The following is a 25,081-nucleotide window of genomic DNA, read 5'->3' as shown; positions in this document are numbered from 1 at the left end:
CAATGATAAAAAAACCTCTAATTAACCTTATCGTGCTTGCCACATTGCTGCCTAGTTGTAGCTTTATTCCCAATTTTAAACGGCCAAAACCGCCTGTGGCAGAAACTTGGCCAGTGACGACAGATAGTCAGCAAGCCAGCATAGCGGCTGATATTGGCTGGCGTGAGTTTTTTATTAACGAAAAATTGCGCAAAGTCATTGAGTTAGCTTTAAACAATAATCGCGATTTGCGCGTTGCGGCTTTGAATATAGAACGTGCACGCGCGCAATATCAGATCACGACTTCAAACCTTTTTCCTACGGTGAATGCATCAGGTAATGCCACAATTCAAAAAAGTGGCGAAAGTAGCTCTGGTAACAACAATTTAGCCAATGTCATCAACAATGGTGTTATTCAACAGTCGAACGGCTCCAGTGGCGAAATCACGCGCAATTACCGCGTAGGTGTTAGTTTTAGTAGCTATGAATTAGATTTTTTTGGACGTATCCGCAGTCTAAATACCCAAGCTTTGCAGTTGTTTTTGGCAACGGAAGAGGCCAGACGTAGCACGCATATCGCCCTGATTTCAGAAGTTGCTAATGCATGGCTCACTTTGCAGGCAGATAAAGAGCGATTAAAGCTTGCACAGAACACCTTACAAAGTCAGCAATCCTCTTATGACTTAAATAAAAGTCGCTTTGATTATGGCATTGCTACTGGCTTGGATTTGCAGCAAGCACAAATTCTTGTTGATACGGCTAAAGTCGATGTTGCACGATTCACCAGTTTGATTCAGCAAGATGAAAATGCCTTGGTATTATTAATCGGCTCAAACTTGCCTGTCGAATTACGTCCTGATAATGAATTGCAAGCTGTTACTGTGTTGGCTGATTTACCAGCAGGACTGCCATCTGAAGTGTTGCTGAAACGGCCAGATGTGTTGCAAGCTGAATACAATTTGCAGGCAGCCAACGCCAATATTGGCGCCGCACGCGCAGCTTTTTATCCAGCTATTTCATTAACTGCGTCAGTCGGCAGTGCCAGCCGTGAGCTGAATAATTTATTTTCAAGCGGCACGGGTTTTTGGAATTTTGTGCCGCAAATAGTCGTACCCATTTTTAATGCTGGCCGTAATCGTGCCAATCTAAAAATTGCTGAAGTCGACCGCGATATTACCGTTGCACAATATGAAAAAACTATCCAAACCGCGTTTAGAGAAGTCGCTGACTCATTAGCGATACGTCAAACATTAACCGAACAATTCAACTCACAAAGCTCGCTGGTGAATGCATCTAGTGAAAGCTTTCGTTTGTCGGAGGCGCGCTATAAAAGTGGAATAGATAATTATTTGCTGGTATTAGATTCGCAGCGTACTTTGTATGCCGCACAGCAGAATTTAATCAGCATTCGATTAATCGCATTTAGTAATCAAGTGACTTTGTATAAAGTATTAGGTGGCGGCTGGAACGAAACTACACATGAAAAAATCGAGTCAAAATAAGTGTTAAATTAATATGAATAAATATTTATATATCATTAACTTAAGATTACTTATTAAAGTGAATTATTATTCAATATGATTGAATTAAAAACACATTATAAAAAAATATGGGCAAAACTAGCGGCAATCTATGGTGGCAGTATTATTCTGTTTACCACATGGACAGTGGGACTTGTCGTACTTATTTGTCTGGCGCTATTTTTATTCGTTAATTCAGCCGCACCCACAAAACTAACCATTACAGCAGGTGAAGAAGGCAGCATTTTTCATAATAATGCGCTGAAATATAAAGCGCTTTTGGCAAAAGAAGGTGTGACGCTTACAATATTGTCATCAAATGGTTCTATAGATAACCTCAATAAATTGACTGATAAGCGTGTCAATGTGGATATAGGCTTTGTGCAAAGTGGCGTTGCCGAAAATATCAACATCAATAAACTGATGTCGCTTGGCAGCATTGCCTATCAGCCGATGATTGTTTTCTATCATGGTGAAAGTAAGCATTTCATTGCAGATTTTGCTGGCCAGCGATTAAATATCGGCGAACCCGGCAGCGGAACGCGTTCTTTGGCCTTGAGTATTCTGAAAGAAAATGGCATTTTGCCAGGTGGTGCTACGCAATTAATTGAAAAGCCAAGCCTTAACCCTGTCGATGATTTATTGCAGAATAAGATTGACGCCATCTTTGTAATGGGCGATTCAGTATCGACTGAGTTAATTAAGACCTTAGTGAAAACGCCCGGCATTAATATTTTTAACTTTGATCAAGCAGATGGTTACACAAGACGCATTAAATATTTGCATAAATTGGTTTTGCCAGAGGGCTCAATCGATTTAGGCAAAAATATCCCAGTGAATGATTTAAATCTAATCGCACCCAGTGTAGAGTTGATTGCAAGAGAAACCTTGCATCCAGCGTTGTCTGATTTGTTGTTGGATGTGGCGAATCAAGTGCATGGTTCTGCTGGTTTATTTGCAAAAAGTGGCGAATTTCCTAACTTAACCACTCAAGAATATCGAATCAGCTCAGACGCAGCACGCTACTATAAGTCAGGTAAAAGCTTTTTGTATCGTGATTTTCCGTTTTGGGTAGCAAGCTTTATCAACAGAATATTAGTCGTATTAATACCGCTACTGTTGATACTGATACCCACCATCAAATTAGCGCCTCTTATCTATCGCTGGAAAATCCAGCTTTCTATCTATCCGTTTTATAAAGCGTTGTTAGAACTGGAAAGTGACGCCTTTAAAACCACGATTAATGCTAATAAGCGTCAAGAAATCATGAGTAATCTGGATCAATTAGAAGCGAAATTAAGCAAGATTAAAATTCCGGCCGCATTTGCCGATATGTTTTATGGCTTACGTGGGCACATTAACTTTGTACGTACTAGGCTGATGGCGGAACAAATCTCTGATGCGGCTGACTAAATTCAAACGTATTAACACTATTTTTTCGCCCGTTTTTAACAAGTTAATAAAATTAAACTACTAAGAAAGTAGACGATGCAAATTGCTAATCTTGGTCCACTTCCATTAACGCTGATTGCGTCATTAATCATTGCCGTTATTCTGCTGGCGGTTCGCGTGTTCGTTATGCAACGCGTGCAACAGAAACGCCAGCGTGAAAACAGACAAGAAACTGAACGCCTTAAATCGCTTGTGGCAGCTTATCGTTCGCTCGCTGGTTCATTTACACCGGCAAGGCAAGATCACACGCCACAGTTAGAAGAAACGTTGGCCGACATCATCTTATTTGGCACCATTGCGCAAGTTGAGTTATCTGTCGCTTGTGCAAATGGGTTGAAAAATGATGAGTACGTAGATTTTCAACCGCTGATTAAATCGTTGCGCTCAGATTTGCGTACGCAATTAGGTTTAGAGCAAATTCCAAGCAGTGTCATTATGCCCGCATCTGGTCCAGCAAGATTGCCGCTGGCAGCAGCGCGTGAAGGTGAGGGCGGTAATAAAAATGAAGCTAAAGGTGGCGGGGGAATGGGCGGTGGCGGCGCCGCGGCTGGCGCTGGAGGTTTGGGCGCTGGAATAATCGCCGCAGAGGTTAATAATTCCAAAGATTAAATTATTCAACAACTCAAAATTCAACCACAAAATATTCAAAACAATGTTTAGTTAACCTTTATTTTCACATCATTTTCTATCGGTATTAGGTCTGTAAGGTCTTGGTTTGTTCGTAATAGGTTTATGCATTCCAGGCTTGTATGTGTTTCTTCTGTAAGTATCATATCGATATATGCCCGATCTATTGATACCAAACCCCGGCCTTGCACCAATTATCCATTGTGGCGCCACTGTTTGTTCCAAAGCTAAACTTTGCTCTTCAAGTAATTCCAACTTGCGTCTTTCAATCGCAATCGCTTGATATTCTCTGTTCGCCTTTTCCTGCTGCTGGCGTTCAGTTTCAGCGATTAACGCTCTTTGTTGTGATAATTCAGTCGATTTTCTAGTACGTTCATGCGCTTCGATTTGGTCTTCAATTGGCGCATCAGGCACATTTTTCAATGTGCGAATCGTTTGATCAAGGCAAGGCTCATCTTGATAAGTAATTTTATTGTTAATATTTTTACAGACAAAGATTTCCGCATGCGCTTGCAATGACAATGCGAGTGTGGAAATCATCAGTAATAACTTCATATTCAATATACTTAACCAGTTAAAAAGTTAAATTTCTATATATAAAATATTTGGCATTTTTTTAGATATTAAGTTCTAAATCACATATTTTAAGTATATGAACAAACTTTCAATAGCTCATTATGATCATTTGCTAATTTTTAATATACAGGTGAGTAATTTTTCAAAACGCTATATTTTAAACAAAAAAAGCCACTGACATTTCTGTCAACGGTTTAGAGTTTTTGCTCTTGGCCTTATTTAGTTTTTAAGTCGAGATTTAGCTGTCCGACGTTCAGTTCTTCCATCGCAAAAATCGTTCGTTTCGTACAAATAAAACTGGGGGCTTAGCCCCCCGTTATTTCATGTGAATTATTAAGATTGCTTGACACTACGGCGTTTGGCCGTTGCAGCAATCAGGCCGAAGCCAGCGAGAAATAGAGCATAGGATTCAGGTTCTGGTACTGATGTAGTAATTGCGGTGTATTGTAGACTCAGGAAACCGCTCCCGTTGAATGGAAGTTGCCAACCAGTACCCGGTGTGGTGCTGAGGTAGGCATTGCCAATGCCGAAACCGGAGGTATCCAGCGTTGTCTGAGTGCGTGATAATTGAATGCCGGTCACGCTTGGATCATTACTAGTCAAATAGGCAATATATTTGGTATTGGAGTTGAGGCTTAAACCCAGATTGTCGAAACTAATAGTAGTGAAGCCACCGGTCGCATTGTAGGTCTCAGTTGCGTTACCGATAGTAGTAAGCAAACTAGGACCAACTAAATTTGTTGCTTGGTTCTGAGCGTTTGTACTAGGGTTCCACTGTGCAACATTTAGCTGAAAAGATGCAGTTGTATTTCCAATCGCGTAGAAGCTAAAAGATGACAAAGTGGCTTCCGTGAGCAGGGAAAATACTTGGCCTACCTTAGGGGAGTCGCCGCTGGGGTTTGCTGCGTTACCAAAGTATGCAAAAGGAGAGCCAGTGGTCGCGCCACTTGGTACGTTAGTGTAGGTAGTAGCTGATACATTGCCAGCGAAGACTAGCAGAAGCGTGGCGAGTACTTTCATTTGAAGCGCTGATTTGGTCATGGTGTTTCCTTATAATTAAAAAATTAATATGTTTACTAATTTTGCTAATTTCGTAACCAAGTACATGAAGTCTCATTTGATGATCATAATTCCACAAATCGGGACTGAGCATTTCTGTTGACTATGTCACTGTCGTTAGAAAATTATCTGACACCGATAGAATACTCTTTGAATGTTACTGGGGTTTGAAAGAAACTCACCCAACATAGTCCGAAAGTACTGGTAATCATCTGTTAAGTGAGACATCTTCATTACAAGAGCGGTCTTATATGAGGTTGTTGATACTAAAAAGTAGCAATATTGATTGGAACGTTAAGCGGAGAAGTAAAGATATTCGACCATTGCCGGGTAAGTGAGATTATTTACTTAGAATGGAATCGAGTAGATTTGTCACAGTCGAACTGCTTGCCTTAATCAAATTAAAAGTGGAACACCGGGAGGTGTGCCGCTAAATGTCGAGATGGTAATAATGTGTGAGTTGGTTACATTTTAGTTACAGCAGAGAAATGAAAAAGGCCAGCGCCTAAACGCTAGCCTTTATTTGTTTGGCTCCTGACCTAGGCTCGAACCAAGGTTACACGGATTAATAGCTTATGTGACTTAAAATCGTCATGTTTAATCTATTAAAGTACGTGCGATTCTTCATCTTAAAACTCCCACTAGACAAAGTTAAGGTGGTCGGGCAGGCTACGCTGTCACCGTACGCATTCTGTCAATTTTCTCAATAACAGCCTGATAGAGATCATGGTCGGAATCAGGGTTATTGCGGTCTGGATGGTGGGAGCTTCGGATCTTTTTTAATTGAGTTAAATCGTCTGGCAGGTCATGTACCTTGGTCACGCGGTCACCGTTTTTGGCCATTACGCGCTGAAGCTCGGCCTCTGCGGCTTCGCGGGTGTCATATAAAACTTTGCTACCGAGACGCCAGCTATTCTGGTTTTTGCGTGGAGATAGTTTTTCCTTACCATCAAACCAGAACCATTTATCAGTATCGGTATCCTGTTCAAAATGCACAGTGGTGATGGTGTAGGTATGAACAGGCGGTTCAATTTCCACGGCGAATAGATTGATAATCTTACCGACAGTCGCCACCGTTACGAGATAATACGCGCCTGCCTCATGCGGGCAGAATGCGCTACTGCGCGTTTGTTCAGGCTGACTGTCGTTACTTGATGAATTCATTTCAGCCATGCGGCTGAGTGCTCTGCGCTGTGCGTTGGTCACTGGTATTACTCCTTATATTGGTTGAAACCCATGGGGATCACTCGCTGGACTCCTGGACGGCTAAAATAGCGTCGAAGCGATCATGTTTGCGCTAGAATCATTCTTGAGCTCATCATGGCTGGCTGAATAGAAAAAGCCACTAACATTTCTGTCAATGGCTTAAAATTTGGCTCCTCGACCTGGGCTCGAACCAGGGACACACGGATTAACAGTCCGTTGCTCTACCGACTGAGCTATCGAGGAATCGGTTACACTTGTGAAGGCGTGATAATACTGGCTAAGAGCCTTTCGGTCAACCGCTAGACTCAACAATTTATAGGTTAATTGATGAAAAATTACAAAAAAATAGTTTTTGCGGTGGTGCTGGTCATTGTTGCGCTGATTATCTTGCCTTTTTTATTGCCAACGCAGACTTATATACAAAAAGCGGAACGCGTGGCTAGCGAAAAACTCGGCGTACCAGTAAAAATCTCAGAAGGGCATTTACGATTTCTACCTAGTCCAAGATTAGTGGCTAGCGGTATCGTTATTGGCGATGATCAAGATGTACTTGTTAATAAGTTGGTGATTGTGCCAGCATTGCGTACGCTTTTTTCTACAACCAAGCAGGTTGATTTAAAAGTGATAAAGCCGATTATCAAACAATCTGCTTTATCGATTGTTTCTGCCTTAACCACTAAAAAGTCTGAAGAAATGGAAGCGGCGGCGATTAATGTGAGTCATATTAAGGTTGAGGAGATGCAGTTTATTTCGCCAGATATGCAGTTACCCATTTTGAATGCTGAAATTGCATTAACTAAGCTGAATGCATTAGATTCTGCGCTGATAGAAAGCTTGGACGGCAAACTTAAGGCTGAGTTAACACCAAATGGCGATGAACATTTAATTAAGGTGAACGCCGAAAAATGGACATTACCGGCCAGCTTGCCTTTGCTGATTGATAAAGCCGCGCTTGAAATGCATCTTAAAGGTAATCTGTTAACGATACCTAAGATTGATGTTGCATTGTATCGCGGCAAATTGACTGGAAATGCAGTGTTAACTTGGCCAAATGGTGAGCAGAAAAATGCTGTAGGCAATTGGAAAACGACTGGTCATTTAAATATTGCCAATCTTTCACTAAAAGAACCGACTAGTATGATGAGTAAAGCGGTGCATTTAAGTGGCAATCTATTTAGTAATGGTGATTTTTCTGCCTCTGCGAAAGAAGCAGGGCAGCTAAGAGAACAATTGCGGGCCAATTTTAAATTCAAAATCAATCAAGGTGTGTTGCACGGATTAGACTTAGTCAAAGTAGCGAGTTTGTTAATCAAGCAAAACCAAAATGGCGGCGAAACGCAGTTTGATGCATTTTCTGGCTTGCTAAATGTGTCTGGCAAACAATATCATTTGCAAAACTTGAATATCAGCTCTGGTTTATTAACTGCAACTGGGCAAGTTAAAATCAAGCCAAATAAAGCTTTGGATGGCACTGGTTCGATAGCCATCAAGAATAGCGTCAGCTTAGTTGCCATTCCGTTAAACGTCTCTGGAAATGTCAGCAAACCCATTGTATTACCTTCTAAAGCGGCATTGGCTGGCGCTGCGGCTGGTACAGCTATTCTAGGGCCGGGCGTTGGCACCAGCGTAGGCATTAAAGCCGCTGGCGCGTTAGATTCTGTTAAAAAACTATTTAGCCAAGATAAATAAATTGGTCATACAATTGGCGCAATTATATTGGCTTGTTTGAATCGATAAGCATCATGCGCAACAGCCATTGATTAACGAAAGAGAGTAACTCGCAATGTTTGATATTTCGGTACCTTGGTGGGAATTGGTCGTTAGAGGTTTAGTGATTTATTTGTTTTTGATTATTTTGCTACGCGTAACCGGCAAGCGACAAATCGGTCAGCTTTCACCGTTTGATTTAGTGCTATTGCTCATCTTATCCAATGCGGTGCAAAACTCGATGAACGCGGGTGATAACTCGCTAATTGGCGGCATGATATCGGCCACAACATTGGTTATAGTGAATTACTTAGTCGGTTTGATTACGTTTAAAAGTAAAAAACTGGAAGCGATTATTGAGGGCAGGCCGCAAGTCATCATTCACCAAGGAAAACTGTTTGACGATGTGATGAATGACGCGAAATTAACGCGACAAGAGTTAGATTCAACTTTGCGCCAATCTGGTTATTTTGCGATTAAAGACGTTAAGTTGGCGATATTGGAAAATAATGGCACCGTGACTGTGCAAGGTTACGATAAAAACTAGTGAAAATTATGGCCATGTTGCAAGGCAATAAAAAGACCTTTTAACAGGTCTTTTTTATTTTTTTGAGGATATTTTAGTGTTAACTTGTTGTTAACTCAGGCTTAGTTAACCAATAAAAAGCAGTAAAATCCGTTTAAGCCAGTCATTAAACCAGCGCTTTTTCAATCCTATCCAACGCGTTACGTAAATTATCCATGCTGGTTGCAAACGAAATGCGGAAATAGCCTTCTGCACCAAATGCAGAACCTGGCACCACAGCGACATCGAATTTTTCCAGCAAATATTCTGCAAAAGCCATATCGGTTGCAACGCTGATTTTGCCTGCTTTATGCAAACTGGCAATCGCTGCGCGTGCATCGGGAAAGGCGTAAAACGCGCCGCCAGCCATCAAACAACTGATACCAGGCATAGCGTTAAAACGGTCTACAACATATTTGTGACGCTCTTTAAATGCTGTCACCATTGGTTTGATGCAATCTTGCGAGCCACTTAATGCAGCTTCTGCCGCATATTGCGAGATAGAAGTCGCGTTGCTGGTCGATTGGCTTTGTAATATTTCCATCGCTTTGATAATGTAAGCAGGGCCAGCCGCGTAACCAATGCGCCAACCTGTCATCGAATAAGCTTTAGAAACGCCATTTAACACGATGCAACGCGCTTTTAAGGCAGGCGTAGCGTTTAATATATTGTAGAACTTATCGCCCGTGAGATTCACGTGTTCATACATATCGTCTGTGGCAACTAATACGTGCGGATGTTTTAATAACACTTCGCCCAGCGCTTTTAGCTCTTCTAAATTGTAAACCGCGCCAGTTGGATTGGATGGTGAATTGAACATCACCAATTTAGTTTTAGGCGTAATCGCCGCTTCTAATTGTGCTGGCAATAATTTAAAACCTTGCTCAATACCGCATTCAATAATCACGGGCACGGCTTCCGCCACCAAAGCAATATCTGCGTAGCTCACCCAATAAGGCGCAGGCACGATGACTTCATCACCTTTATTCAGCACCGCTAAACAGAGATTGAAAATGGTTTGTTTGCCGCCAACGCCAACGATTACTTCGTTTACTGCGTAATCAAAACCGTTTTCAGTTTTAAACTTATTCACAATGGCTTTTTTTAAAGCAGGGATTCCGCTCACAGGCGTGTATTTGGTATAACCCGCATTAATCGCCGCAATCGCAGCATCTTTAATATGCTGCGGCGTATCAAAATCTGGTTCGCCAGCGGCTAAACCGATAATTGGCCGACCTTCAGATTTGTATTTGCCTGCTTTGGCAGTAATAGCAAGGGTAGGGGATTCTTTGATGCTTTGAACACGTTGCGATAATATTTGTGTTGGCAAAAGCTGTGAAGATGAGTCGGTCAAAATGCGCTTTCCTTAAAACGGATTAACTAGAACGATTAAATGTGTACGATTAAATAGGCGCTATTTTACGCATAAATACAGGATTAAGGAATCATCCTAAATAAGCTGCATTTAAATAAAAAAAGACCGCATTTTTCGGTCTTTTTTCAGGTTAACTTGCGGTTTTAATTAGACAGTTAAATCAGCAAGATATTGGGTTAATTACTTCTATAAGTAAATTGGCTGCTTAGCACCCTTTGCCACAACCCATCATCTCAGAATATTCCGCGCCTAAATCTTTGTCTATATCATTCAAAGAGACTTGAATGCGGTGCATTGCGCTGGTATCGCCTTTGTTTTTCGCAATCGTTCCCAAGTGTATCAACGCGTCAAAATGACCTTTATCCAGATTCACTGCTTGTTGATACGCTTGTTGCGCTAGATCTGCTTTGGCCAAGTTTTCGTTCGCCAAACCTAGCGCATACCAAGCTTCAGCATTTTTTGGTTCCGCTTGCGTCCAATTTTCAGCTACTTGTGCTAACTTTGGCCAGTCCTCGCGCGATTCTGGCACAGCAGCTTGCATATAAAATGGTTTTTTAGCTTCATCTTCTTCCCATAAAGCTTTTCCCACAACAGGGAAAACAGTGGTTTCAGGCTCTTTTTCTAACTTTTCTAACCATTCAATCGGCAATGCATAATGAATACTGCCGCCAGAACCTGCAGTTTTAAAGGTATTAATGCCGACTAAATGGCCTTGCATATCAAATAAACCGCTGCCGCTTGCACCCATTGTAAATCTTGCAGTGCTGCGAATGATCTTGCCATTATCTGCATCAAACAACGCTTTGACATTGCCGCTAGAGGTAATCGGGGCGGGCACGCCATTAGAGTGGCCGATTGCCGCAACCTCTTGTCCGCGTTTGAGGTCAGTGCTTTTGCCCAATGTGACTGGCTTAAGCGGCATTGAAAAAGTGGAAACCAAACATAAATCGTGCCATGCATCTGCTTTTACGCTGGTAATGGGGTAAGTATCTTCGCCGCGCGAGACCCAAGGTTGTTTCGTGGTGCGTAATACGTGGCAATTAGTTAACACTTTATTCTCGCCAACTACTACGCCAGAACCATACGCCAAACCACCTGTTTGGTTGTAACCGCGCACCATCACCACGCCTAAAAAAGCTTCCATCATTTTGGCTGTTTCAAAGGCAAAAACAGGCTGAGCTGCTACAAGCATTGCGATTGAACACACTAAAGTGCGTAACATTAAAACAGGCATGTAAATCCCCAAAGTAAGATTTATAAACGATTTATAAAATGTAAGTTTTATATTAATTATTAAAGATTTATTCTGATATAAAAGACTGCAATTATTGAATATAAGTTCGTTACACATCATGATTGCTCAAAATGGCTCTAAAAATTCATAACATATAGCTTGTAATGAAAATAAGCGCTTTTAGATGCAAAACTGCTAGAATTAGGGTCAAAATTTTCACATTAGCTTAGGTATAAACGCGTGTTCGTTACATTTCCCAATAGCAAATATCAATTACATCAGCCTTTTCCGCCAGCGGGCGATCAGCCTCAAGCCATCGACAAGCTTACGCAAGGTATAGAGGACGGCCTAAAATTTCAAACGCTGCTTGGCGTGACCGGTTCTGGCAAGACTTATACAATGGCCAATGTGATTGCGCGGCTTGGTCGCCCAGCGATTGTGATGGCGCCAAACAAAACCTTGGCAGCTCAGTTATACAGCGAGTTTCGCGAGTTTTTTCCGAATAATTCGGTTGAGTATTTTGTCAGCTATTATGATTATTACCAGCCAGAAGCGTATGTGCCATCGCGTGATCTATTTATTGAAAAAGATTCCAGCATCAATGAGCATATTGAGCAGATGCGTTTATCTGCCACCAAAGCTTTATTAGAGCGCGAAGACAGTATTATTGTCGCCACCGTTTCGGCGATATACGGTATTGGTGATCCGTCAGATTATCACGGCATGGTATTGCATATAAAGCAGGGCGAAAAACTCAGCCAAAGAGACGCAATAGACCGCTTAATCGGCATGCAATATGACCGCAATGACTTCGATTTTAGCCGTGGCTGTTTCAGAGTACGTGGCGATGTGATTGATATCTTTCCTGCGGAAAACAACGAAACCGCCGTACGCGTGAGTTTGTTTGACGATGAAATCGAAACAATTACTTTATTTGACCCGTTAACAGGCCAAGTTTTTAATAAGATTCAGCGTTTCACTATTTATCCGTCCAGCCATTATGTAACGCCACGTTCAACTACCGTTAAAGCGATGGAAAAAATCAAAAAAGAGCTGGTTGATCGCGTGGCTTTTTACATTAAAGAAGGCAAGTTGGTTGAAGCGCAACGCATCGAGCAACGTACGCGATTTGACTTGGAAATGCTTAACGAAATCGGCTTTTGTAAAGGCATTGAAAATTATTCGCGCCACTTATCAGGCCGCAATCCAGGCGATCCGCCGCCGACATTAATTGATTATCTGCCAGATGATGCGCTGATGATTATCGATGAAAGCCATGTAACCGTGCCGCAAGTGGGCGGCATGTTTTTGGGCGACCGTTCGCGTAAAACCAATCTGGTGGATTATGGTTTCAGATTGCCATCTGCTTTGGATAATCGCCCGCTTAAATTTGAAGAGTTTGAGCGCATTATGCGCCAATGCGTATTTGTTTCAGCTACGCCTGCCGAATACGAAAAAAATCATCAGCAACAAGTTGTGGAAATGATTGCGCGGCCAACTGGCTTGGTTGACCCGGAAATCATTGTGAAACCAGCAGATACGCAAGTGGATGATTTATTAGGCGAAATCAAACTACGTGTTGCCGTGAAAGAGCGCGTGCTGGCAACCACTTTAACCAAGCGTATGGCGGAAGATTTGACCGATTATTTGAACGAGCACGGTGTAAAAGTGCGCTATTTGCACAGCGATATTGATACGGTTGAGCGTGTAGAGATTATCCGCGATTTGCGTTTAGGCGAATTTGACGTGCTGGTCGGCATTAACTTGCTGCGTGAAGGTTTGGATATTCCAGAAGTATCGCTAGTTGCAGTGCTGGACGCGGACAAAGAGGGCTTTTTGCGCTCAGAACGCAGCTTGATTCAAACATCTGGCCGCGCCGCGCGTAACTTAAACGGCAAAGTGATTTTCTATGCCAATAAAATCACCCGCAGCATGAAGGCCGCAATGGATGAAACTGAGCGCAGGCGCGGTGTACAGATGGCTTTTAACGAAGCCAATGGCATCGTGCCAAAAGGTATCACTAAGAGCATCAAAGATATGATTGATGGCGTTTATGACAAAGATGAGGCGCAACGTGAACGTAAAGCGGCGCAAGATCAAGCCAATTATGAGTCATTAAGTGAAAAGCAATTAGCCAAAGAAATGAAGCGGTTAGAAAAATGCATGCATGATGCCGCTAAGAACTTGGAGTTTGAGAAAGCAGCTGATTTTAGAGATCAGTTGAAAAAACTAAAAATCAAAGTATTTGGCGCAGACATGCCAGATTTAACTTGATTTACTACTGCATTATTAAATAGTTAACTCTTATAATTTAGTCAATTAAGAAATATTTTTAAAGTAATTTATCATGTTAACTTCTGATTTGACGCCAATAATCGGTGCTTTTGCAGCATTTTCAACCACTTTTGCTTTTGTTCCACAAGCGATTCACTCTTACAAAACGCGCGATTTATCAGGTATTTCGTTACCGATGTATAGCATTTTTACATTCGGTGTTGCCATGTGGCTTATTTACGGTTTGCTGAGACAGGATTGGCCAGTGATTATTGCTAATGCCATTACACTATGTTTGTCAATGGTAATTTTAATATTAAAGTATAAGCAAAAACAATAGATTATATTGTTAAGTTAACCTTAAATATTAGGTGAAAATCACTTGAAAATATTGGTTAACTCAATTTAAGCACCATTCAATTAAATCTCAATTATTTAATCCGCAGTTAATTGATTGGCAAAATCATGATTCACATCACGATGCCCAGCTTCATCTGCACGCACGACAATAATCACTTCGCGTAATCTTGCATCCGGTGCTAGATGCCAATAATCAATGGCTAATTGCGGCGCTGGCACGTTTTCATATTTGCCGCTATCTACACCAGCTAAGTATTCGGTGTAGCTGAATACGGCTTCCTCTTCAAAATAACCGACAACGCGATGCGCGGTTTTGGGCGAAATGATATAAAGCAAAAAGAAACAGTTATAGAAAATACCTTGTGCGATAACGATTAATAGCCGCTCAAAAGCGTTCGGTTTGGCGATTTCAATAAAGGTCATCAAATGCATACGCTCATTTTCGGCTTCATCTAATAGTGTGCGTATCCAGCCGTGATCTGATTGCATGCGACGCAGTGAGTGTAAGTGCTGCAATGTGCCGCCCACCATACCTGGAACGCCAGCGATTGTTTCTAACACAACCGCGCGATGACCATAGCGGCCGCTAAAAAAAGTATCCGCGAAGAAACGCATCGCTTTGGTAAAGCCATAAGCAATTTTGTCTGAAAAGGTAACTGGAATGTGATGGGTTTCTAAATCGCCTTCTTTTAACATGCCTTGTTTTAACATATTTAGTGCCTTTTAATGTGTTGTGATTTAGGCATCGATAATGGCTAAATGTTGCATATAGAACTGAATTTATCTGCGTGAATTAACGTTTAAACATTTTTAAATCTATGGTTTAAAGCTAAAACATACTCTATATATTGCGCTTAATAATAAGTTAACTCGTTAAATAACCGAATAATGTTTGATTCTTAAGGCTTAATTGACTATAATCGCGTACTTTTCAACCCTTGCCACACCGGCAGCATATCGGGTGGCTGCAAACCACAAGGAGATTTCATGCGACATTATGAAGTAGTTTTTATCGTCCATCCGGACCAAAGCGAGCAAGTGCCAGCGATGATTGAGCGTTACCGTGCGCTAATCACCAGCAACGGCGGTGCGATTCACCGTTTAGAAGACTGGGGCCGTCGTCAATTGGCTTACCCAATTCAAAAAATCCACAAAGCACATTACGTTTTAATGAACATTGAATGTAACTTAACTGTATTAGAAGAATTAGAGCATGGCTTTAAATTCAACGATGCAGTATTGCGTCATTTAACAATGAGCACTAAAACAGCAGCAACTGCACCTAGCCCAATGATGAAGGAAGAAAAATCTAAATCAGTGTTAGTGCGTGATGCAGCACCGGTAGCGACACCAGCGCCAGCAGCAACTGAGGTTGCAGCAGCTTAAGCGTTGAATACGCTGGTGATTAGCGGTGTGGTGCTTTCCATAGAGCCAGTACGCTACACACCAGCAGGCATTCCGTTGTTAAGTTTTGTATTACAGCATGCTTCAGAACAGATTGAAGCAGGATTAAAGAGAAAAGTAGAATGTGAAGTGAATGCGGTTGCCATGGGCAATTTAGCGAATCACCCTATTCAGCAAGGCTCTTTAATTAAGGTCAAAGGTTTTTTGGCCAAGCGCAGTGCAAAAAGTAACCATTTAGTGCTTCATGTTGAGCAGTTACAAATTAATCCATTAGAGGCTGTTAAATAACAGACTGTATAAAGAATTTTAGGAGTTAGATCATGGCAAGAGAAATGTATAAACGCCGCCGTTACTGCCGTTTTAGTGCAGAAGGCATCAAAGAAGTTGATTACAAAGATGTTGATTTGTTAAAAGATTTTGTTTCAGAAAATGCAAAAATTATTCCAGCTCGTATGACGGGTACAAAAGCAAAATACCAACGTCAACTAACCAGCGCTGTTAAACGCGCCCGTTTCTTGGCTTTAATGCCGTACACAGACAAGCACCCAGGTTAATTCGGGCTTAAGGAGAATACTATGCAAATTATTTTATTAGAAAAAGTAGCAAATCTGGGCGTATTGGGTGATATCGTTAAAGTGAAAGACGGTTTTGGCCGTAATTTTTTGATTCCTCAAGGCAAAGCAAAACGCGCAACAGAAAGCAACAAAGCTGAATTTGCTGCTCGTCGTGCGGAACTTGAAAAACAACAAGCGGATATTTTGACTGCAGCAACTGCTCGCGGTGAAAAATTAGCGGCTTATGTATTAACAGTGGCACAAAAAGCTGGTGTTGATGGTCGTTTATTTGGTTCTGTGACTAACGGTGACATTGCTGAAGGCCTTGTTGCTGCTGGTTTTGAAGTGGTTAAATCAGAAGTGCGTTTGCCTAATGGTCCATTAAAAACCATTGGTGATCATCCAGTGACTGTTGCGTTGCATCATGATGTTGTGGTGGATATCACAGTAACTGTTGTTGGTGAAGCTGCATAAGACGTAACTTCATTAAGTATTGGTAGTTATAAAAAAGGCGACTTAGGTTGCCTTTTTTATTTTTTATTCAAATTAAATCAATCCACCAAGCAGTCAATCCGATAGTTGAATCAATCAAATAGTTAAATCTATTAAACAGACTATTTTTTAGCCAATCAAAACGCTATGATGCCACATCGCACATCGTAGGTTTTCATATGTACTCAGCGCCTTTAATCCAAGTTAAACAACTCACGTTTGAGTATCCAGGCACACGTGCATTAGATTCCGTTAACGTCGATATCATCAGCGGCAGTATTACCGCGTTAGTCGGGCCAAATGGCGCGGGTAAATCGACATTGTTGCGTTGTATCGCTGCGTTGGATTATCCATTATCAGGTCAAGTGTTATTCAATGGCGTGGATGTGCTGGACGACCCACGCGCGAGCCATGCCAAAATCGGTTATCTGTCCGATAATTTTGGGCTTTATGATGCGTTAAGTGTGCGTCAATGTTTAACTTTTGCGGCATCATCGCAAGGCGTTACGGCAGATAACATCACAAGAGTAGTGAATAAAACTGCAGAGCAGCTGGATTTAACCAATAAACTGAATAGTGCGGCTGGCGTTTTATCACGCGGACAGCGGCAGCGTGTCGCCATCGGCCAGGCAATTATTCATTCGCCAAGTTTATTGTTATTAGATGAGCCCGCTTCTGGGCTAGACCCTGAAGCACGCCATAGCTTAAGCCAAGTATTTATTGCGCTTAAAAATAGCGGCATGACATTGATTGTATCGAGCCATATTTTGGCTGAGCTAGAAGATTATTCCACCGAAATGTTGGTATTGAAAAACGGCAGAATCTTACAACAACAATCTGTACACAACTCGGCTACAGAAAATTTAAGTCGTATCGAGTTTGAGTTAGTGCATATAGCAGATGCGACTAAATTAGCCGCATTTATTGATAATACGCCGGCTGCCAACGCCTTAGAAATTGCTGCTAACGTAGCGAATTTGCAGTTAGATGAAACGTTAATGCCGCGGCACGTGCTGTTAAACAGGCTGTTGCAATCGGATATCTCGATTAGTCGATTCGGCTTGCTGGAAAATAATATGCAACAAAACTACTTAAAAGCAGTGAATGCAGAAAGCATCACATCATGATGAATAATCCAGAGTTTAATCGCAATATTTGGTTAGAGCTGAGCTTACATCGCTTGATTGCCGCACCTGTTCTATTGGGCTTGATATTTTTTATTGTGATGCAAAATGAAAACGGCGCAGCAATCACTATCACACTCGCCAAAAGTATCTTTATTATTGCGACTATTTTATGGGGTAGCCAATTAGCGTTTTCTAGCGTAAGTGATGAGCTACAAAATCGCACTTGGGATAATCAACGCTTATCCGCTTTATCGCCATTTAAATTGGCTTGGGGGAAGCTATTTGGCGCCACTTCTTTCGCTTGGTACATCGGTATTCCGTGCATATTAGCAATACTTTTAATGCCTGCAACTAACTTGCCTGGCAATAATTTACAAATCAGTATTAGTTTAGTTTTAGGCGCATTTTTGGCGCAATCGTTAGCTTTTGTTATTGCATTACTTGCAGCAAAAAGCGGTGCGACGATACCAAGAGGCTTGAGTCTATTGTTTTTATTTGTGTTGATGCCAATCGTTGGGCGCATGATTTATACGACTGAAGTGCCAACTCAGTTATGGTATGGCACAGCATTTACCCGTTACACATTTGTCAATATTTCACTAGTTATTTTTACTGCATGGACATGGTTGGCCAGTTACCGCGTGATGCAAACTGCTTTACAAATTAAGATTAAACCTTGGGCAATGCTAGCGTTTGTGTTGTTTTGCGCATTTTATGTATTGGGATTTTACAATGCATTTAGCGTCGGAAACTTCGCAGGCTTCGTGTTTATTTTTGCCGTATTAATGACCTATTTTGGCGCATTAACTGAGAAGCGTGATTTAGTCAGCGTGCGACGTTTTATCAATCCATGGTTTACCCAAAACTCCGAAAAAAGTCTTTCCCAAACAAATCTACCCGATAAAACATTATCCGAAAAAAAATGGTTAGAAACGCCGTATTTTGTTGTGCTAATTGCGTTATCTTTGGCTGCGCTTCTATTTACAGTATCAAATAAGCCCGAAAGCATAAATGCATTTGAGCAGTCTTTTCTAAAAGGGCAGTCATTTGCGCTAGTAGGTTTGGTGGCGATATTGTTAATGTTGCGCGATATTGGCTTGTTGTACTATTTTAGTTTAAGTAAAAAGCCACAACGTGCAGCGATGACCACGTTTTTCTATGTGATGATGTTAACGGTTTTATTTCCTTTATTATTGCCAAAAGCCATCGGTTTTATTGCTAATCCATTGATGTCGCTATCGCAAAGCACAGGCGTTTATGGCGGGTTGATATTGGCTCTGCTACATGTGGTTGTTGTTGCAGGTTTACTTTACAAGCAGCAAGTTGCTATGAATAAATCGTTAACTATTCGAGCTTAATTTGCGCTTAAACTTTAGGTTAACTTGAACCTGATTACAGCTTGACTGTTATAATTCGCAGATGGCTGATGAACAACTAGACTCTCTCAAACTCCCTCCACATTCCATTGAAGCTGAACAATCAGTGATCGGTGGCTTGCTGCTTGAAAACGAAGCATTAGATAAAATTGCCGATATTTTAAAAGCAGAAGATTTTTATCAGTTCGACCATAAAACCATTTTTCAGCATATTGCTAAGTTAATCGAGCGTAATCGCCCAGCAGATATTGTCACAGTGGCGGAATCGCTGGAAAGTACAGCGGAATTATCCACTATTGGTGGTATTGCTTATTTAGCTTCGCTGGCGCAAAACACGCCGACAGCGGCCAATATTCGCCGCTATGCTGAAATCGTGCGCGAACGTGCCATTATGCGTAAGTTGGTTACAGTCGGTAGCAGTATTGCTGAAAGCGCCTACAGTCCGAATGGTCGCGATGCGCAGCAATTGTTAGACGAAGCAGAAGCCAAGATTTTTCAGATTGCCGAAGGTGGTCAGCGCACGAGTCAAGGCTTTCAAGATATTAAAGAGTTACTGCCGCAAGTCGCTGAACGTATTGATATGCTATTTTCACGCGATAATCCGAGCGATGTGACCGGCATTCCAACGGGCTTTTCTGATTTAGATTCAATGACATCAGGCTTTCAGGGTGGCGATTTAATCATCGTTGCAGGCCGCCCATCGATGGGTAAAACGGCATTTTCACTGAATATTGCTGAAAATGTGGCCTTGGATACGGGTTTACCCGTTGCTGTTTTCTCAATGGAAATGGCGTCAACACAGTTGGCAATGCGGATGATTGGTTCAGTAGGGCGCTTGGATCAACATCGCATGCGTACGGGCCGATTAGAAGATGAAGATTGGGAAAAGTTAACGACTGCTTTGGGCAAATTAAACGAAGCGCCGATTTTTATTGATGAAGGCGCTGGCTTAAGCAGCTTTGATGTGCGCGCAAGGGCGCGTCGATTACATCGCCAATGCGGAAAACTGGGTTTAATCGTCATCGATTACTTACAATTGATGTCTGCACCAGCAGGCAAACAAGGCGAAAATCGCGCCACTGAGATTTCTGAAATCTCTCGTTCATTAAAAGCGTTGGCAAAAGAGCTGGATTGTCCCGTTGTCGCGCTTTCTCAATTGAATCGAAGCGTTGAGCAGCGTCCTGATAAACGTCCTGTGATGTCCGATTTGCGTGAATCTGGCGCTATTGAACAAGATGCGGATTTGATTCTGTTTATTTACCGCGATGAAGTCTATAACCCGGATAGTGAAGACAAAGGCACGGCTGAAATTATCGTCGGCAAACAGCGTAATGGCCCGATTGGCCGCGTGCGATTGACATTTATTGGCGAAAATACACGTTTTGAGAATTTCGCTAATACAGGCTACATGCCAGATAATTATTAAGCTTAATACTGAAAACTAAGCGACATGGCTAAATCCAAAACCGTCTACACTTGCACAGAATGTGGTGCTTCTGAATCGAAATGGCAAGGCCAATGTCCAAGCTGTATGGCTTGGAATACGCTGGTTGAATCAGTCGCAGAAACCAGCACATCAACCAATCGTTACGCCAATAAATTTGAAGGTTTGGCTGCATCTAGCCAATTGCAGAAGCTAAGCAGCATTCAAGCGGCCGATATCGAAAGAACCCCAACAGGCATCAGCGAGTTTGATCGCGTATTAGGTGGTGGCTTGGTTGAGGGTGGCGTTGTGCTAATCGGCGGCGATCCTGGCATTGGTAAATCGACTTTATTATTACAAGTTCTTTGTCATCTCGGAAAGTCAGCGCAAGCGATTTACGTGAGTGGCGAAGAGTCGCCACAACAAATTGCCATGCGCGCAAAGCGTTTGGGGTTAGATGCCAGCCAAGTAGAATTGTTGGCAGAAATCAATCTTGAGAAGATTTTAGCGACCTTACAAACGCATAAACCCAATATCGCCGTCATCGATTCCATTCAAACTGTCTACTCAGAAGTGTTGCAATCCGCACCCGGATCGGTCGCGCAAGTGCGTGAATGTTCGGCGCAATTAACCCGTTTAGCCAAGCAATTAGGTATCACGGTTATTTTGGTGGGTCATGTCACCAAAGAAGGTTCGTTAGCTGGGCCGCGCGTGCTAGAGCATATTGTCGATACCGTTTTGTATTTTGAAGGCGATCAAAACTCGTCATTCCGATTGATTCGCGCTTTTAAAAATCGCTTTGGCGCAGTCAATGAACTGGGTGTGTTTGCGATGACAGAACATGGTTTACGTGAAGTATCCAATCCATCTGCCTTATTTTTATCGCATCACGAAGGCCAAGTGGCAGGTAGTTGCATCACCGTCACCATGGAAGGCACGCGACCACTTTTAATTGAAATCCAAGCATTGGTAGATGAAAGCCACGCACCTAGCCCCAAAAGATTAGCCACTGGGCTTGAGCAAAACCGTTTAGCCATGTTGCTAGCGGTATTGAATCGCCATGCGGGTATTCCTTGTTTCGATCAAGATGTATTTATTAATGCCGTTGGTGGCGTTAAAATTGCAGAGCCAGCAGTGGATTTAGCTGTGTTATTGTCAATCGTTTCTTCTTTAAAAAACAAGCCATTAGATAACAAACTGATTGTATTTGGTGAAGTTGGTTTGGCTGGAGAAGTACGGCCTGTACAAGGTGGGTTAGTTAGATTGAAAGAAGCCGCGAAACTGGGTTTTACGAAAGCGATTGTGCCAAAAGCGAATGCGCCAAAAACTAAGATAGCAGGGCTAGAAGTGATTGCGGTAGAACGTTTAGAACAAGCATTAAACCAATTACGTAACAGCTGACTTAACCCATTTTTTGCGATAGTTTTTAAATCTTATTTGAATCATGTTTTCAACATGATTATTTTCTAGTTTTATTCTTTCTAAATTTTATCTAGCAGCCTATTTTAAAATCAGGTTTGCACAAGCAATACCACTTCGCACTGCACCTTCAATCGTCGCTGGATAATCTGCATAAGTATAATCGCCTGCCAAAAATAAATTTAGGTAAGGCGTAACATTAGCGGGCCGCGGCAAATTCACGTTACAAGAAAAAGTGGCGCGCTTTTCAGCAATCACCTTGTGCCAAAGTGGTTTATTTAAATATGGAAAAGCTTGATGTAACTCTTGCGCCACTTTCAGTGCCAGCATATCTTGCGTGAGTTTTTGATGATTGCCTTTTGCGCTAATCACCACCGCCATTAAACCTTGTTGACCACATAATTGGCCGCGATCAAACACCCATTGACTGGTTAAATCCACCAAACCTAACATGGGTTGAGGTAACGTTATATGGTTTGGATATTGCAAGTAAACCGTATAAATCGGTTGATAATCATAGACATCCGTTTGCGAAATCACAAAATCTAGCTTGGGTAAGTCACCAGTTAAATCTTTCAATTTTCTGGCAGCAGTTGCGATAATCACGTGGCTAAAAGTATATTTTTCTAATCGAGTTGCCACTTCAAAACCGTGTTCAATCGGTTTAATGCTGCGCACAAGCTTGTTATTAAGTACTGTCGATTGGTTTGCTTGCAGATAACGCACTATTGGCGTGGATAGAATTTGCGATAGATCTAATTTTGGAATCAGAAAGTCGCTATCGTTTTTGCCGTCATTAAAAGCATCATGCAGTACATTTAAAAATACTTTGCTGCTAGCCGATTCAATTGGCGTATTCAGTGCCGCTAGACACAGCGGCTCCCACAAGAACTTAATGGTTTGATTCGATTGATGATTATTTAGTAAATAATCTTTTAAAAGCGCATCGCTTGTTAAGCGGTAATTATTTTTTTTAAGTTTAACAATCAGCGTCACCACAGATACGCGTTCTTTAAAACTTAAGCCCTGGCAGCACAAAAAACCAAATAGTTGATTCAAAGGATGTGGTAAAAAATTCAGATTGGCTAATTTGAAAGACTTTTTATGGCGCGGTGAAATCATATTCAGCGCTAACGGCAAGCGTAAAAAAGCCTGTTTTTCTTGCACGCCTACTTTTTCGAGCAGCTTAAGTGTTTCGTGATAAGCGCCTAATAAAATGTGCTGTCCGTTATCTACCTGAAAAGTTTGACTATTGAACTCAATCGCGACGCTACGTGCGCGTCCACCAAAGTGTGGTCCAGATTCAAATAATGTGGTCTGAATACCTTGCTCTGCAAGTGTTGCGGCGGCAGAAAGACCTGCCATGCCACCACCAATAATCGCAACGTGTGCTTTGTTTTTATGCACCATGTCGGTTTAAACTTTGCGCATCCACACTGTTGACACTAGCCAAAGTTTGCGCAAACCACCTAATGAAATACGTGAATTGAGCACCTTTTGCGCACCATCTTGCTTGATTTCACGCAACAAAGTGCGGTAAATTGCAGCCATCATTAATCCTGGCCGCTGTAGTTTTGCGTCTTCAGTTGGTAATTCACGCAAGGCTTTATCGTAATAACTTTCAGCACGCGCTATCTGTAATTCCATCAAGTTTTTGACTGCATCTGTTTCACGGCTTTGTAGAATATCCTCTTCGCTTACGCCTGCTTGTGTTAACTCATCCAATGGCAAGTAAATTCGCCCACGTCGCGCATCTTCGCCGACGTCACGTGTAATATTGGTGAGCTGAAATGCCATGCCTAAATCATGTGCATATTTAAGTGTATTAGGATTATTAAAGCCAAAAATCTGCGCAGAAAGTAGTCCAACCACGCTAGCTACGCGATAACAATATAACTGCAATTGCTCAAAATCTGCATAACGATTAAATTTTAAATCCATTTCCATGCCATCAATTACTTCTAAAAAATGTGCTTGGGCAAGATTGAATTCACTAACAAATGGTTGCAGCGCTTTTGTTACAGGATGCTGCGGCGTATTGGCGTATAAATTAACAATCTCACTTTTCCACCAATTCAATTTGGTTTGCGCCACATTAAAATCGGTACATTCGTCGACTACATCATCCACTTCACGGCAAAACGCATACAGCGCAGTCATGGCTTGGCGTTTGTTTTTGGGTAGGAAAATAAAACTAAGGGTAAAGCTAGAACCGCTTTGAGACGCTTTTTGTTGGCAGTATTGCTGTGGTGTCATTGTTATTAGTATTTTTGCTTTAAAAATAGCGTTAAGTAATGTCTTAAGCTGGGTGTAAGTGAATGATTAAGTTAACAATGCTTTAAGCAGAATAAGTGGCCAATCCCACGCTTTAAGTTGCGGTCTATGTTTGAAAACATCACCGCGTACATTTCTTAATTTATACAAAATACGGTCGCCGCCGCCAATAATCATGCGCATCTCTAAACCAATACGGCCAGGTAAAATATGTTCCAATGGCTTGCCTTCATTCAACATGGTTTGTGCACGATCAATATTGAACAGCATGAATCTTTCCCAATTTTTATTCACATGCTGGCTGGCAATCTGCGCTTCGGTCACGCCATATTCGCGCATCTCATCTTGGCATAGATAGACGCGGCTGCGATGAAAATCATTTTCAAAATCAATCGCCACATCTTGATAAAAGTTAATCAGTTGCAATGCAGTACAAATTTGGTTTGAGTAGATGAGATTTTCTGGTGTGGCTTTGCCAAAAAGATGCAACAGCAGTGCGCCAATTGGGTTAGCAGAACGACGACAGTAATCTAATAATTCAAAGAAATTCGCATAATGCGTTTTAGTCACATCTTGGCTAAATGCATCCAGCAAGTCATAAAAAGGCGTTAGCGGTAAATTATATTCACGAATCATGTCGCCAAATTCGGTAAAAAATGGCGATTTTGTTTTGCTATTACTTTTGATTAAATCTAACTGCTGTTTAAAGCCTTGTAGGTTGGCAAGTCTTGTAGCAGGCCGATGATTGCCTTCATCAGCAAAATCATCGGCTTGACGCGCAAACGTGTATATTAAAGCAATAGGATTACGCAGATGTTTGGGTAAAAAGTGAGAAGCGACAGGAAAATTTTCGTAATGCGTCTGTGATAGCGTCAAACTATCTGCAAGATTGCCATTCATTGCGTCTAAAAGTTCGGTTTTAGCGAAAGTATCCATCTCTGCTATTGTTTTTGCCATTTTGCTGTCTGCGCTCATATGCAAAGTATGCCATAAAACCGCTAAATCCTACAGCGCGAGCGGCGACCATGCGCTACAATAATCAAAAATATTTAAGTCAAGCAAACGGTCATTTATGGTT

24 protein-coding genes and 1 tRNA gene are annotated in these 25,081 nt (G+C 41.8%); 15 read left to right on the top strand and 10 right to left on the bottom strand.

Annotated elements, in window-relative coordinates; all coding sequences use genetic code 11:
- The first annotated feature begins 2 nt into the window (after positions 1 to 2).
- The 3 genes from METVE_RS0110700 to METVE_RS0110690 all read left to right on the top strand — a co-directional run bounded on the left by METVE_RS0110700 (position 3) and on the right by METVE_RS0110690 (position 3,560).
- Positions 3 to 1,481, top strand: coding sequence for an efflux transporter outer membrane subunit (locus METVE_RS0110700; RefSeq protein WP_020168476.1), 1,479 nt, complete (start codon positions 3 to 5; stop codon positions 1,479 to 1,481).
- A gap of 75 nt (positions 1,482 to 1,556) precedes the next feature.
- Positions 1,557 to 2,912 (top strand): TAXI family TRAP transporter solute-binding subunit, encoded by a 1,356-nt coding sequence (locus METVE_RS0110695; protein WP_020168475.1) that lies wholly within the window; start codon positions 1,557 to 1,559, stop codon positions 2,910 to 2,912.
- Positions 2,913 to 2,987: 75 nt separating this feature from the next.
- Positions 2,988 to 3,560 carry a preprotein translocase subunit YajC gene (locus METVE_RS0110690; protein ID WP_020168474.1) on the top strand — a complete coding sequence of 191 codons (573 nt, stop codon included), beginning with the start codon at positions 2,988 to 2,990 and terminating at the stop codon, positions 3,558 to 3,560.
- 69 nt (positions 3,561 to 3,629) lie between these two features.
- On the opposite strand, the gene METVE_RS0110685 is transcribed toward METVE_RS0110690, so the two are convergent.
- From METVE_RS0110685 to METVE_RS0110670, 4 genes are all read right to left on the bottom strand, one after another.
- Positions 3,630 to 4,133 carry a DUF4124 domain-containing protein gene (locus METVE_RS0110685; protein ID WP_020168473.1) on the bottom strand — a complete coding sequence of 168 codons (504 nt, stop codon included), beginning with the start codon at positions 4,131 to 4,133 and terminating at the stop codon, positions 3,630 to 3,632.
- Between the two features lie 354 nt (positions 4,134 to 4,487).
- Positions 4,488 to 5,195, bottom strand: coding sequence for a PEP-CTERM sorting domain-containing protein (locus tag METVE_RS0110680; RefSeq protein WP_020168472.1), 708 nt, complete (start codon positions 5,193 to 5,195; stop codon positions 4,488 to 4,490).
- Between the two features lie 687 nt (positions 5,196 to 5,882).
- The gene (locus METVE_RS0110675) at positions 5,883 to 6,419 is read right to left on the bottom strand and encodes a hypothetical protein (protein ID WP_020168471.1); all 537 of its coding nucleotides are present in this window, start codon (positions 6,417 to 6,419) and stop codon (positions 5,883 to 5,885) included.
- A 167-nt stretch (positions 6,420 to 6,586) separates the two neighbouring features.
- A tRNA-Asn gene (locus METVE_RS0110670) sits at positions 6,587 to 6,662 on the bottom strand.
- 84 nt (positions 6,663 to 6,746) lie between these two features.
- On the opposite strand from METVE_RS0110670, the gene METVE_RS0110665 reads away from it, so the two are divergent.
- Together METVE_RS0110665 and METVE_RS0110660 are read left to right on the top strand one after the other, a co-directional pair.
- Positions 6,747 to 8,108: an AsmA family protein gene (locus METVE_RS0110665; protein WP_020168470.1), complete on the top strand. Its 1,362-nt coding sequence runs from the start codon at positions 6,747 to 6,749 to the stop codon at positions 8,106 to 8,108.
- Between the two features lie 94 nt (positions 8,109 to 8,202).
- The gene (locus METVE_RS0110660) at positions 8,203 to 8,673 is read left to right on the top strand and encodes a DUF421 domain-containing protein (RefSeq protein ID WP_020168469.1); all 471 of its coding nucleotides are present in this window, start codon (positions 8,203 to 8,205) and stop codon (positions 8,671 to 8,673) included.
- A 145-nt stretch (positions 8,674 to 8,818) separates the two neighbouring features.
- Here METVE_RS0110660 and METVE_RS0110655 read toward each other — a convergent pair whose 3' ends face one another.
- Positions 8,819 to 10,045 carry a pyridoxal phosphate-dependent aminotransferase gene (locus tag METVE_RS0110655; RefSeq protein ID WP_020168468.1) on the bottom strand — a complete coding sequence of 409 codons (1,227 nt, stop codon included), beginning with the start codon at positions 10,043 to 10,045 and terminating at the stop codon, positions 8,819 to 8,821.
- Between the two features lie 226 nt (positions 10,046 to 10,271).
- Positions 10,272 to 11,288, bottom strand: coding sequence for a trypsin-like peptidase domain-containing protein (locus METVE_RS0110650; protein ID WP_020674379.1), 1,017 nt, complete (start codon positions 11,286 to 11,288; stop codon positions 10,272 to 10,274).
- Positions 11,289 to 11,540: 252 nt separating this feature from the next.
- Here METVE_RS0110650 and uvrB point away from each other — a divergent pair, with 252 nt between their 5' ends.
- The gene (gene uvrB / locus METVE_RS0110645; protein WP_020168466.1) at positions 11,541 to 13,574 is read left to right on the top strand and encodes an excinuclease ABC subunit UvrB; all 2,034 of its coding nucleotides are present in this window, start codon (positions 11,541 to 11,543) and stop codon (positions 13,572 to 13,574) included.
- A 73-nt stretch (positions 13,575 to 13,647) separates the two neighbouring features.
- Positions 13,648 to 13,914, top strand: coding sequence for a SemiSWEET transporter (locus METVE_RS0110640; RefSeq protein ID WP_020168465.1), 267 nt, complete (start codon positions 13,648 to 13,650; stop codon positions 13,912 to 13,914).
- Positions 13,915 to 14,009: 95 nt separating this feature from the next.
- On the opposite strand, the gene METVE_RS0110635 is transcribed toward METVE_RS0110640, so the two are convergent.
- On the bottom strand, positions 14,010 to 14,645 hold the full coding sequence (locus METVE_RS0110635; RefSeq protein WP_020168464.1) for an alternative oxidase: 636 nt from the start codon (positions 14,643 to 14,645) through the stop codon (positions 14,010 to 14,012).
- 276 nt (positions 14,646 to 14,921) lie between these two features.
- Between METVE_RS0110635 and rpsF the strand changes: the two genes are divergently transcribed.
- The 8 genes from rpsF to radA all read left to right on the top strand — a co-directional run bounded on the left by rpsF (position 14,922) and on the right by radA (position 21,711).
- The gene (gene rpsF, locus METVE_RS0110630; RefSeq protein ID WP_020168463.1) at positions 14,922 to 15,320 is read left to right on the top strand and encodes a 30S ribosomal protein S6; all 399 of its coding nucleotides are present in this window, start codon (positions 14,922 to 14,924) and stop codon (positions 15,318 to 15,320) included.
- A gap of 3 nt (positions 15,321 to 15,323) precedes the next feature.
- Positions 15,324 to 15,626 carry a primosomal replication protein N gene (priB, locus tag METVE_RS0110625; RefSeq protein ID WP_020168462.1) on the top strand — a complete coding sequence of 101 codons (303 nt, stop codon included), beginning with the start codon at positions 15,324 to 15,326 and terminating at the stop codon, positions 15,624 to 15,626.
- Positions 15,627 to 15,658: 32 nt separating this feature from the next.
- Complete coding sequence (rpsR, locus tag METVE_RS0110620) at positions 15,659 to 15,892, top strand: 30S ribosomal protein S18 (RefSeq protein ID WP_020168461.1); 234 nt, start codon at positions 15,659 to 15,661, stop codon at positions 15,890 to 15,892.
- Positions 15,893 to 15,913: 21 nt separating this feature from the next.
- Complete coding sequence (rplI, locus tag METVE_RS0110615) at positions 15,914 to 16,366, top strand: 50S ribosomal protein L9 (RefSeq protein WP_020168460.1); 453 nt, start codon at positions 15,914 to 15,916, stop codon at positions 16,364 to 16,366.
- 197 nt (positions 16,367 to 16,563) lie between these two features.
- Positions 16,564 to 17,511 (top strand): ABC transporter ATP-binding protein, encoded by a 948-nt coding sequence (locus METVE_RS0110610; protein ID WP_020168459.1) that lies wholly within the window; start codon positions 16,564 to 16,566, stop codon positions 17,509 to 17,511.
- Entirely contained in the window at positions 17,508 to 18,869 is a 1,362-nt protein-coding gene (locus METVE_RS0110605) for a hypothetical protein (RefSeq protein ID WP_232415313.1), read from the top strand. The genes METVE_RS0110610 and METVE_RS0110605 overlap by 4 nt, the downstream gene beginning before the upstream one ends.
- A gap of 61 nt (positions 18,870 to 18,930) precedes the next feature.
- A complete protein-coding gene (gene dnaB / locus METVE_RS0110600; RefSeq protein WP_020168457.1) occupies positions 18,931 to 20,313 on the top strand; it encodes a replicative DNA helicase in 1,383 nt (460 codons plus the stop codon).
- A gap of 24 nt (positions 20,314 to 20,337) precedes the next feature.
- Positions 20,338 to 21,711, top strand: coding sequence for a DNA repair protein RadA (radA, locus tag METVE_RS0110595; RefSeq protein WP_020168456.1), 1,374 nt, complete (start codon positions 20,338 to 20,340; stop codon positions 21,709 to 21,711).
- Between the two features lie 99 nt (positions 21,712 to 21,810).
- Here the strand turns inward: radA and hpnE are convergent, their stop codons facing one another.
- The 3 genes from hpnE to hpnC form a co-directional block, all read right to left on the bottom strand.
- Positions 21,811 to 23,139: a hydroxysqualene dehydroxylase HpnE gene (gene hpnE, locus METVE_RS0110590; RefSeq protein WP_020168455.1), complete on the bottom strand. Its 1,329-nt coding sequence runs from the start codon at positions 23,137 to 23,139 to the stop codon at positions 21,811 to 21,813.
- 6 nt (positions 23,140 to 23,145) lie between these two features.
- Positions 23,146 to 23,985 carry a presqualene diphosphate synthase HpnD gene (gene hpnD / locus METVE_RS0110585; RefSeq protein WP_020168454.1) on the bottom strand — a complete coding sequence of 280 codons (840 nt, stop codon included), beginning with the start codon at positions 23,983 to 23,985 and terminating at the stop codon, positions 23,146 to 23,148.
- Between the two features lie 66 nt (positions 23,986 to 24,051).
- Complete coding sequence (gene hpnC, locus METVE_RS0110580) at positions 24,052 to 24,978, bottom strand: squalene synthase HpnC (protein WP_020168453.1); 927 nt, start codon at positions 24,976 to 24,978, stop codon at positions 24,052 to 24,054.
- Positions 24,979 to 25,081: the final 103 nt, after the last annotated feature.

The sequence above is a fragment of the Methylotenera versatilis 79 genome, from assembly GCF_000384375.1.
Classification (GTDB): domain Bacteria; phylum Pseudomonadota; class Gammaproteobacteria; order Burkholderiales; family Methylophilaceae; genus Methylotenera_A; species Methylotenera_A versatilis_B.
Note: the sequence above shows the minus strand (reverse complement) of the source record. Positions and strands in the feature narration are given on the sequence as shown.

Bases quoted from the DNA above. Each gene is read 5' to 3' on its own strand.
- METVE_RS0110700 (WP_020168476.1), top strand. From the start codon at position 3: ATGATAAAAAAACCTCTAATTAACCTTATCGTGCTTGCCACATTGCTG.
- METVE_RS0110695 (WP_020168475.1), top strand. From the start codon at position 1,557: ATGATTGAATTAAAAACACATTATAAAAAAATATGGGCAAAACTAGCG.
- METVE_RS0110690 (WP_020168474.1), top strand. From the start codon at position 2,988: ATGCAAATTGCTAATCTTGGTCCACTTCCATTAACGCTGATTGCGTCA.
- METVE_RS0110685 (WP_020168473.1), bottom strand. From the start codon at position 4,133: ATGAAGTTATTACTGATGATTTCCACACTCGCATTGTCATTGCAAGCG.
- METVE_RS0110680 (WP_020168472.1), bottom strand. From the start codon at position 5,195: ATGACCAAATCAGCGCTTCAAATGAAAGTACTCGCCACGCTTCTGCTA.
- METVE_RS0110665 (WP_020168470.1), top strand. From the start codon at position 6,747: ATGAAAAATTACAAAAAAATAGTTTTTGCGGTGGTGCTGGTCATTGTT.
- METVE_RS0110660 (WP_020168469.1), top strand. From the start codon at position 8,203: ATGTTTGATATTTCGGTACCTTGGTGGGAATTGGTCGTTAGAGGTTTA.
- METVE_RS0110650 (WP_020674379.1), bottom strand. From the start codon at position 11,288: ATGTTACGCACTTTAGTGTGTTCAATCGCAATGCTTGTAGCAGCTCAG.
- METVE_RS0110640 (WP_020168465.1), top strand. From the start codon at position 13,648: ATGTTAACTTCTGATTTGACGCCAATAATCGGTGCTTTTGCAGCATTT.
- METVE_RS0110635 (WP_020168464.1), bottom strand. From the start codon at position 14,645: ATGTTAAAACAAGGCATGTTAAAAGAAGGCGATTTAGAAACCCATCAC.
- rpsF (WP_020168463.1), top strand. From the start codon at position 14,922: ATGCGACATTATGAAGTAGTTTTTATCGTCCATCCGGACCAAAGCGAG.
- rpsR (WP_020168461.1), top strand. From the start codon at position 15,659: ATGGCAAGAGAAATGTATAAACGCCGCCGTTACTGCCGTTTTAGTGCA.
- rplI (WP_020168460.1), top strand. From the start codon at position 15,914: ATGCAAATTATTTTATTAGAAAAAGTAGCAAATCTGGGCGTATTGGGT.
- METVE_RS0110610 (WP_020168459.1), top strand. From the start codon at position 16,564: ATGTACTCAGCGCCTTTAATCCAAGTTAAACAACTCACGTTTGAGTAT.
- METVE_RS0110605 (WP_232415313.1), top strand. From the start codon at position 17,508: ATGATGAATAATCCAGAGTTTAATCGCAATATTTGGTTAGAGCTGAGC.
- dnaB (WP_020168457.1), top strand. From the start codon at position 18,931: ATGGCTGATGAACAACTAGACTCTCTCAAACTCCCTCCACATTCCATT.
- radA (WP_020168456.1), top strand. From the start codon at position 20,338: ATGGCTAAATCCAAAACCGTCTACACTTGCACAGAATGTGGTGCTTCT.
- hpnE (WP_020168455.1), bottom strand. From the start codon at position 23,139: ATGGTGCATAAAAACAAAGCACACGTTGCGATTATTGGTGGTGGCATG.
- hpnD (WP_020168454.1), bottom strand. From the start codon at position 23,985: ATGACACCACAGCAATACTGCCAACAAAAAGCGTCTCAAAGCGGTTCT.
- hpnC (WP_020168453.1), bottom strand. From the start codon at position 24,978: ATGAGCGCAGACAGCAAAATGGCAAAAACAATAGCAGAGATGGATACT.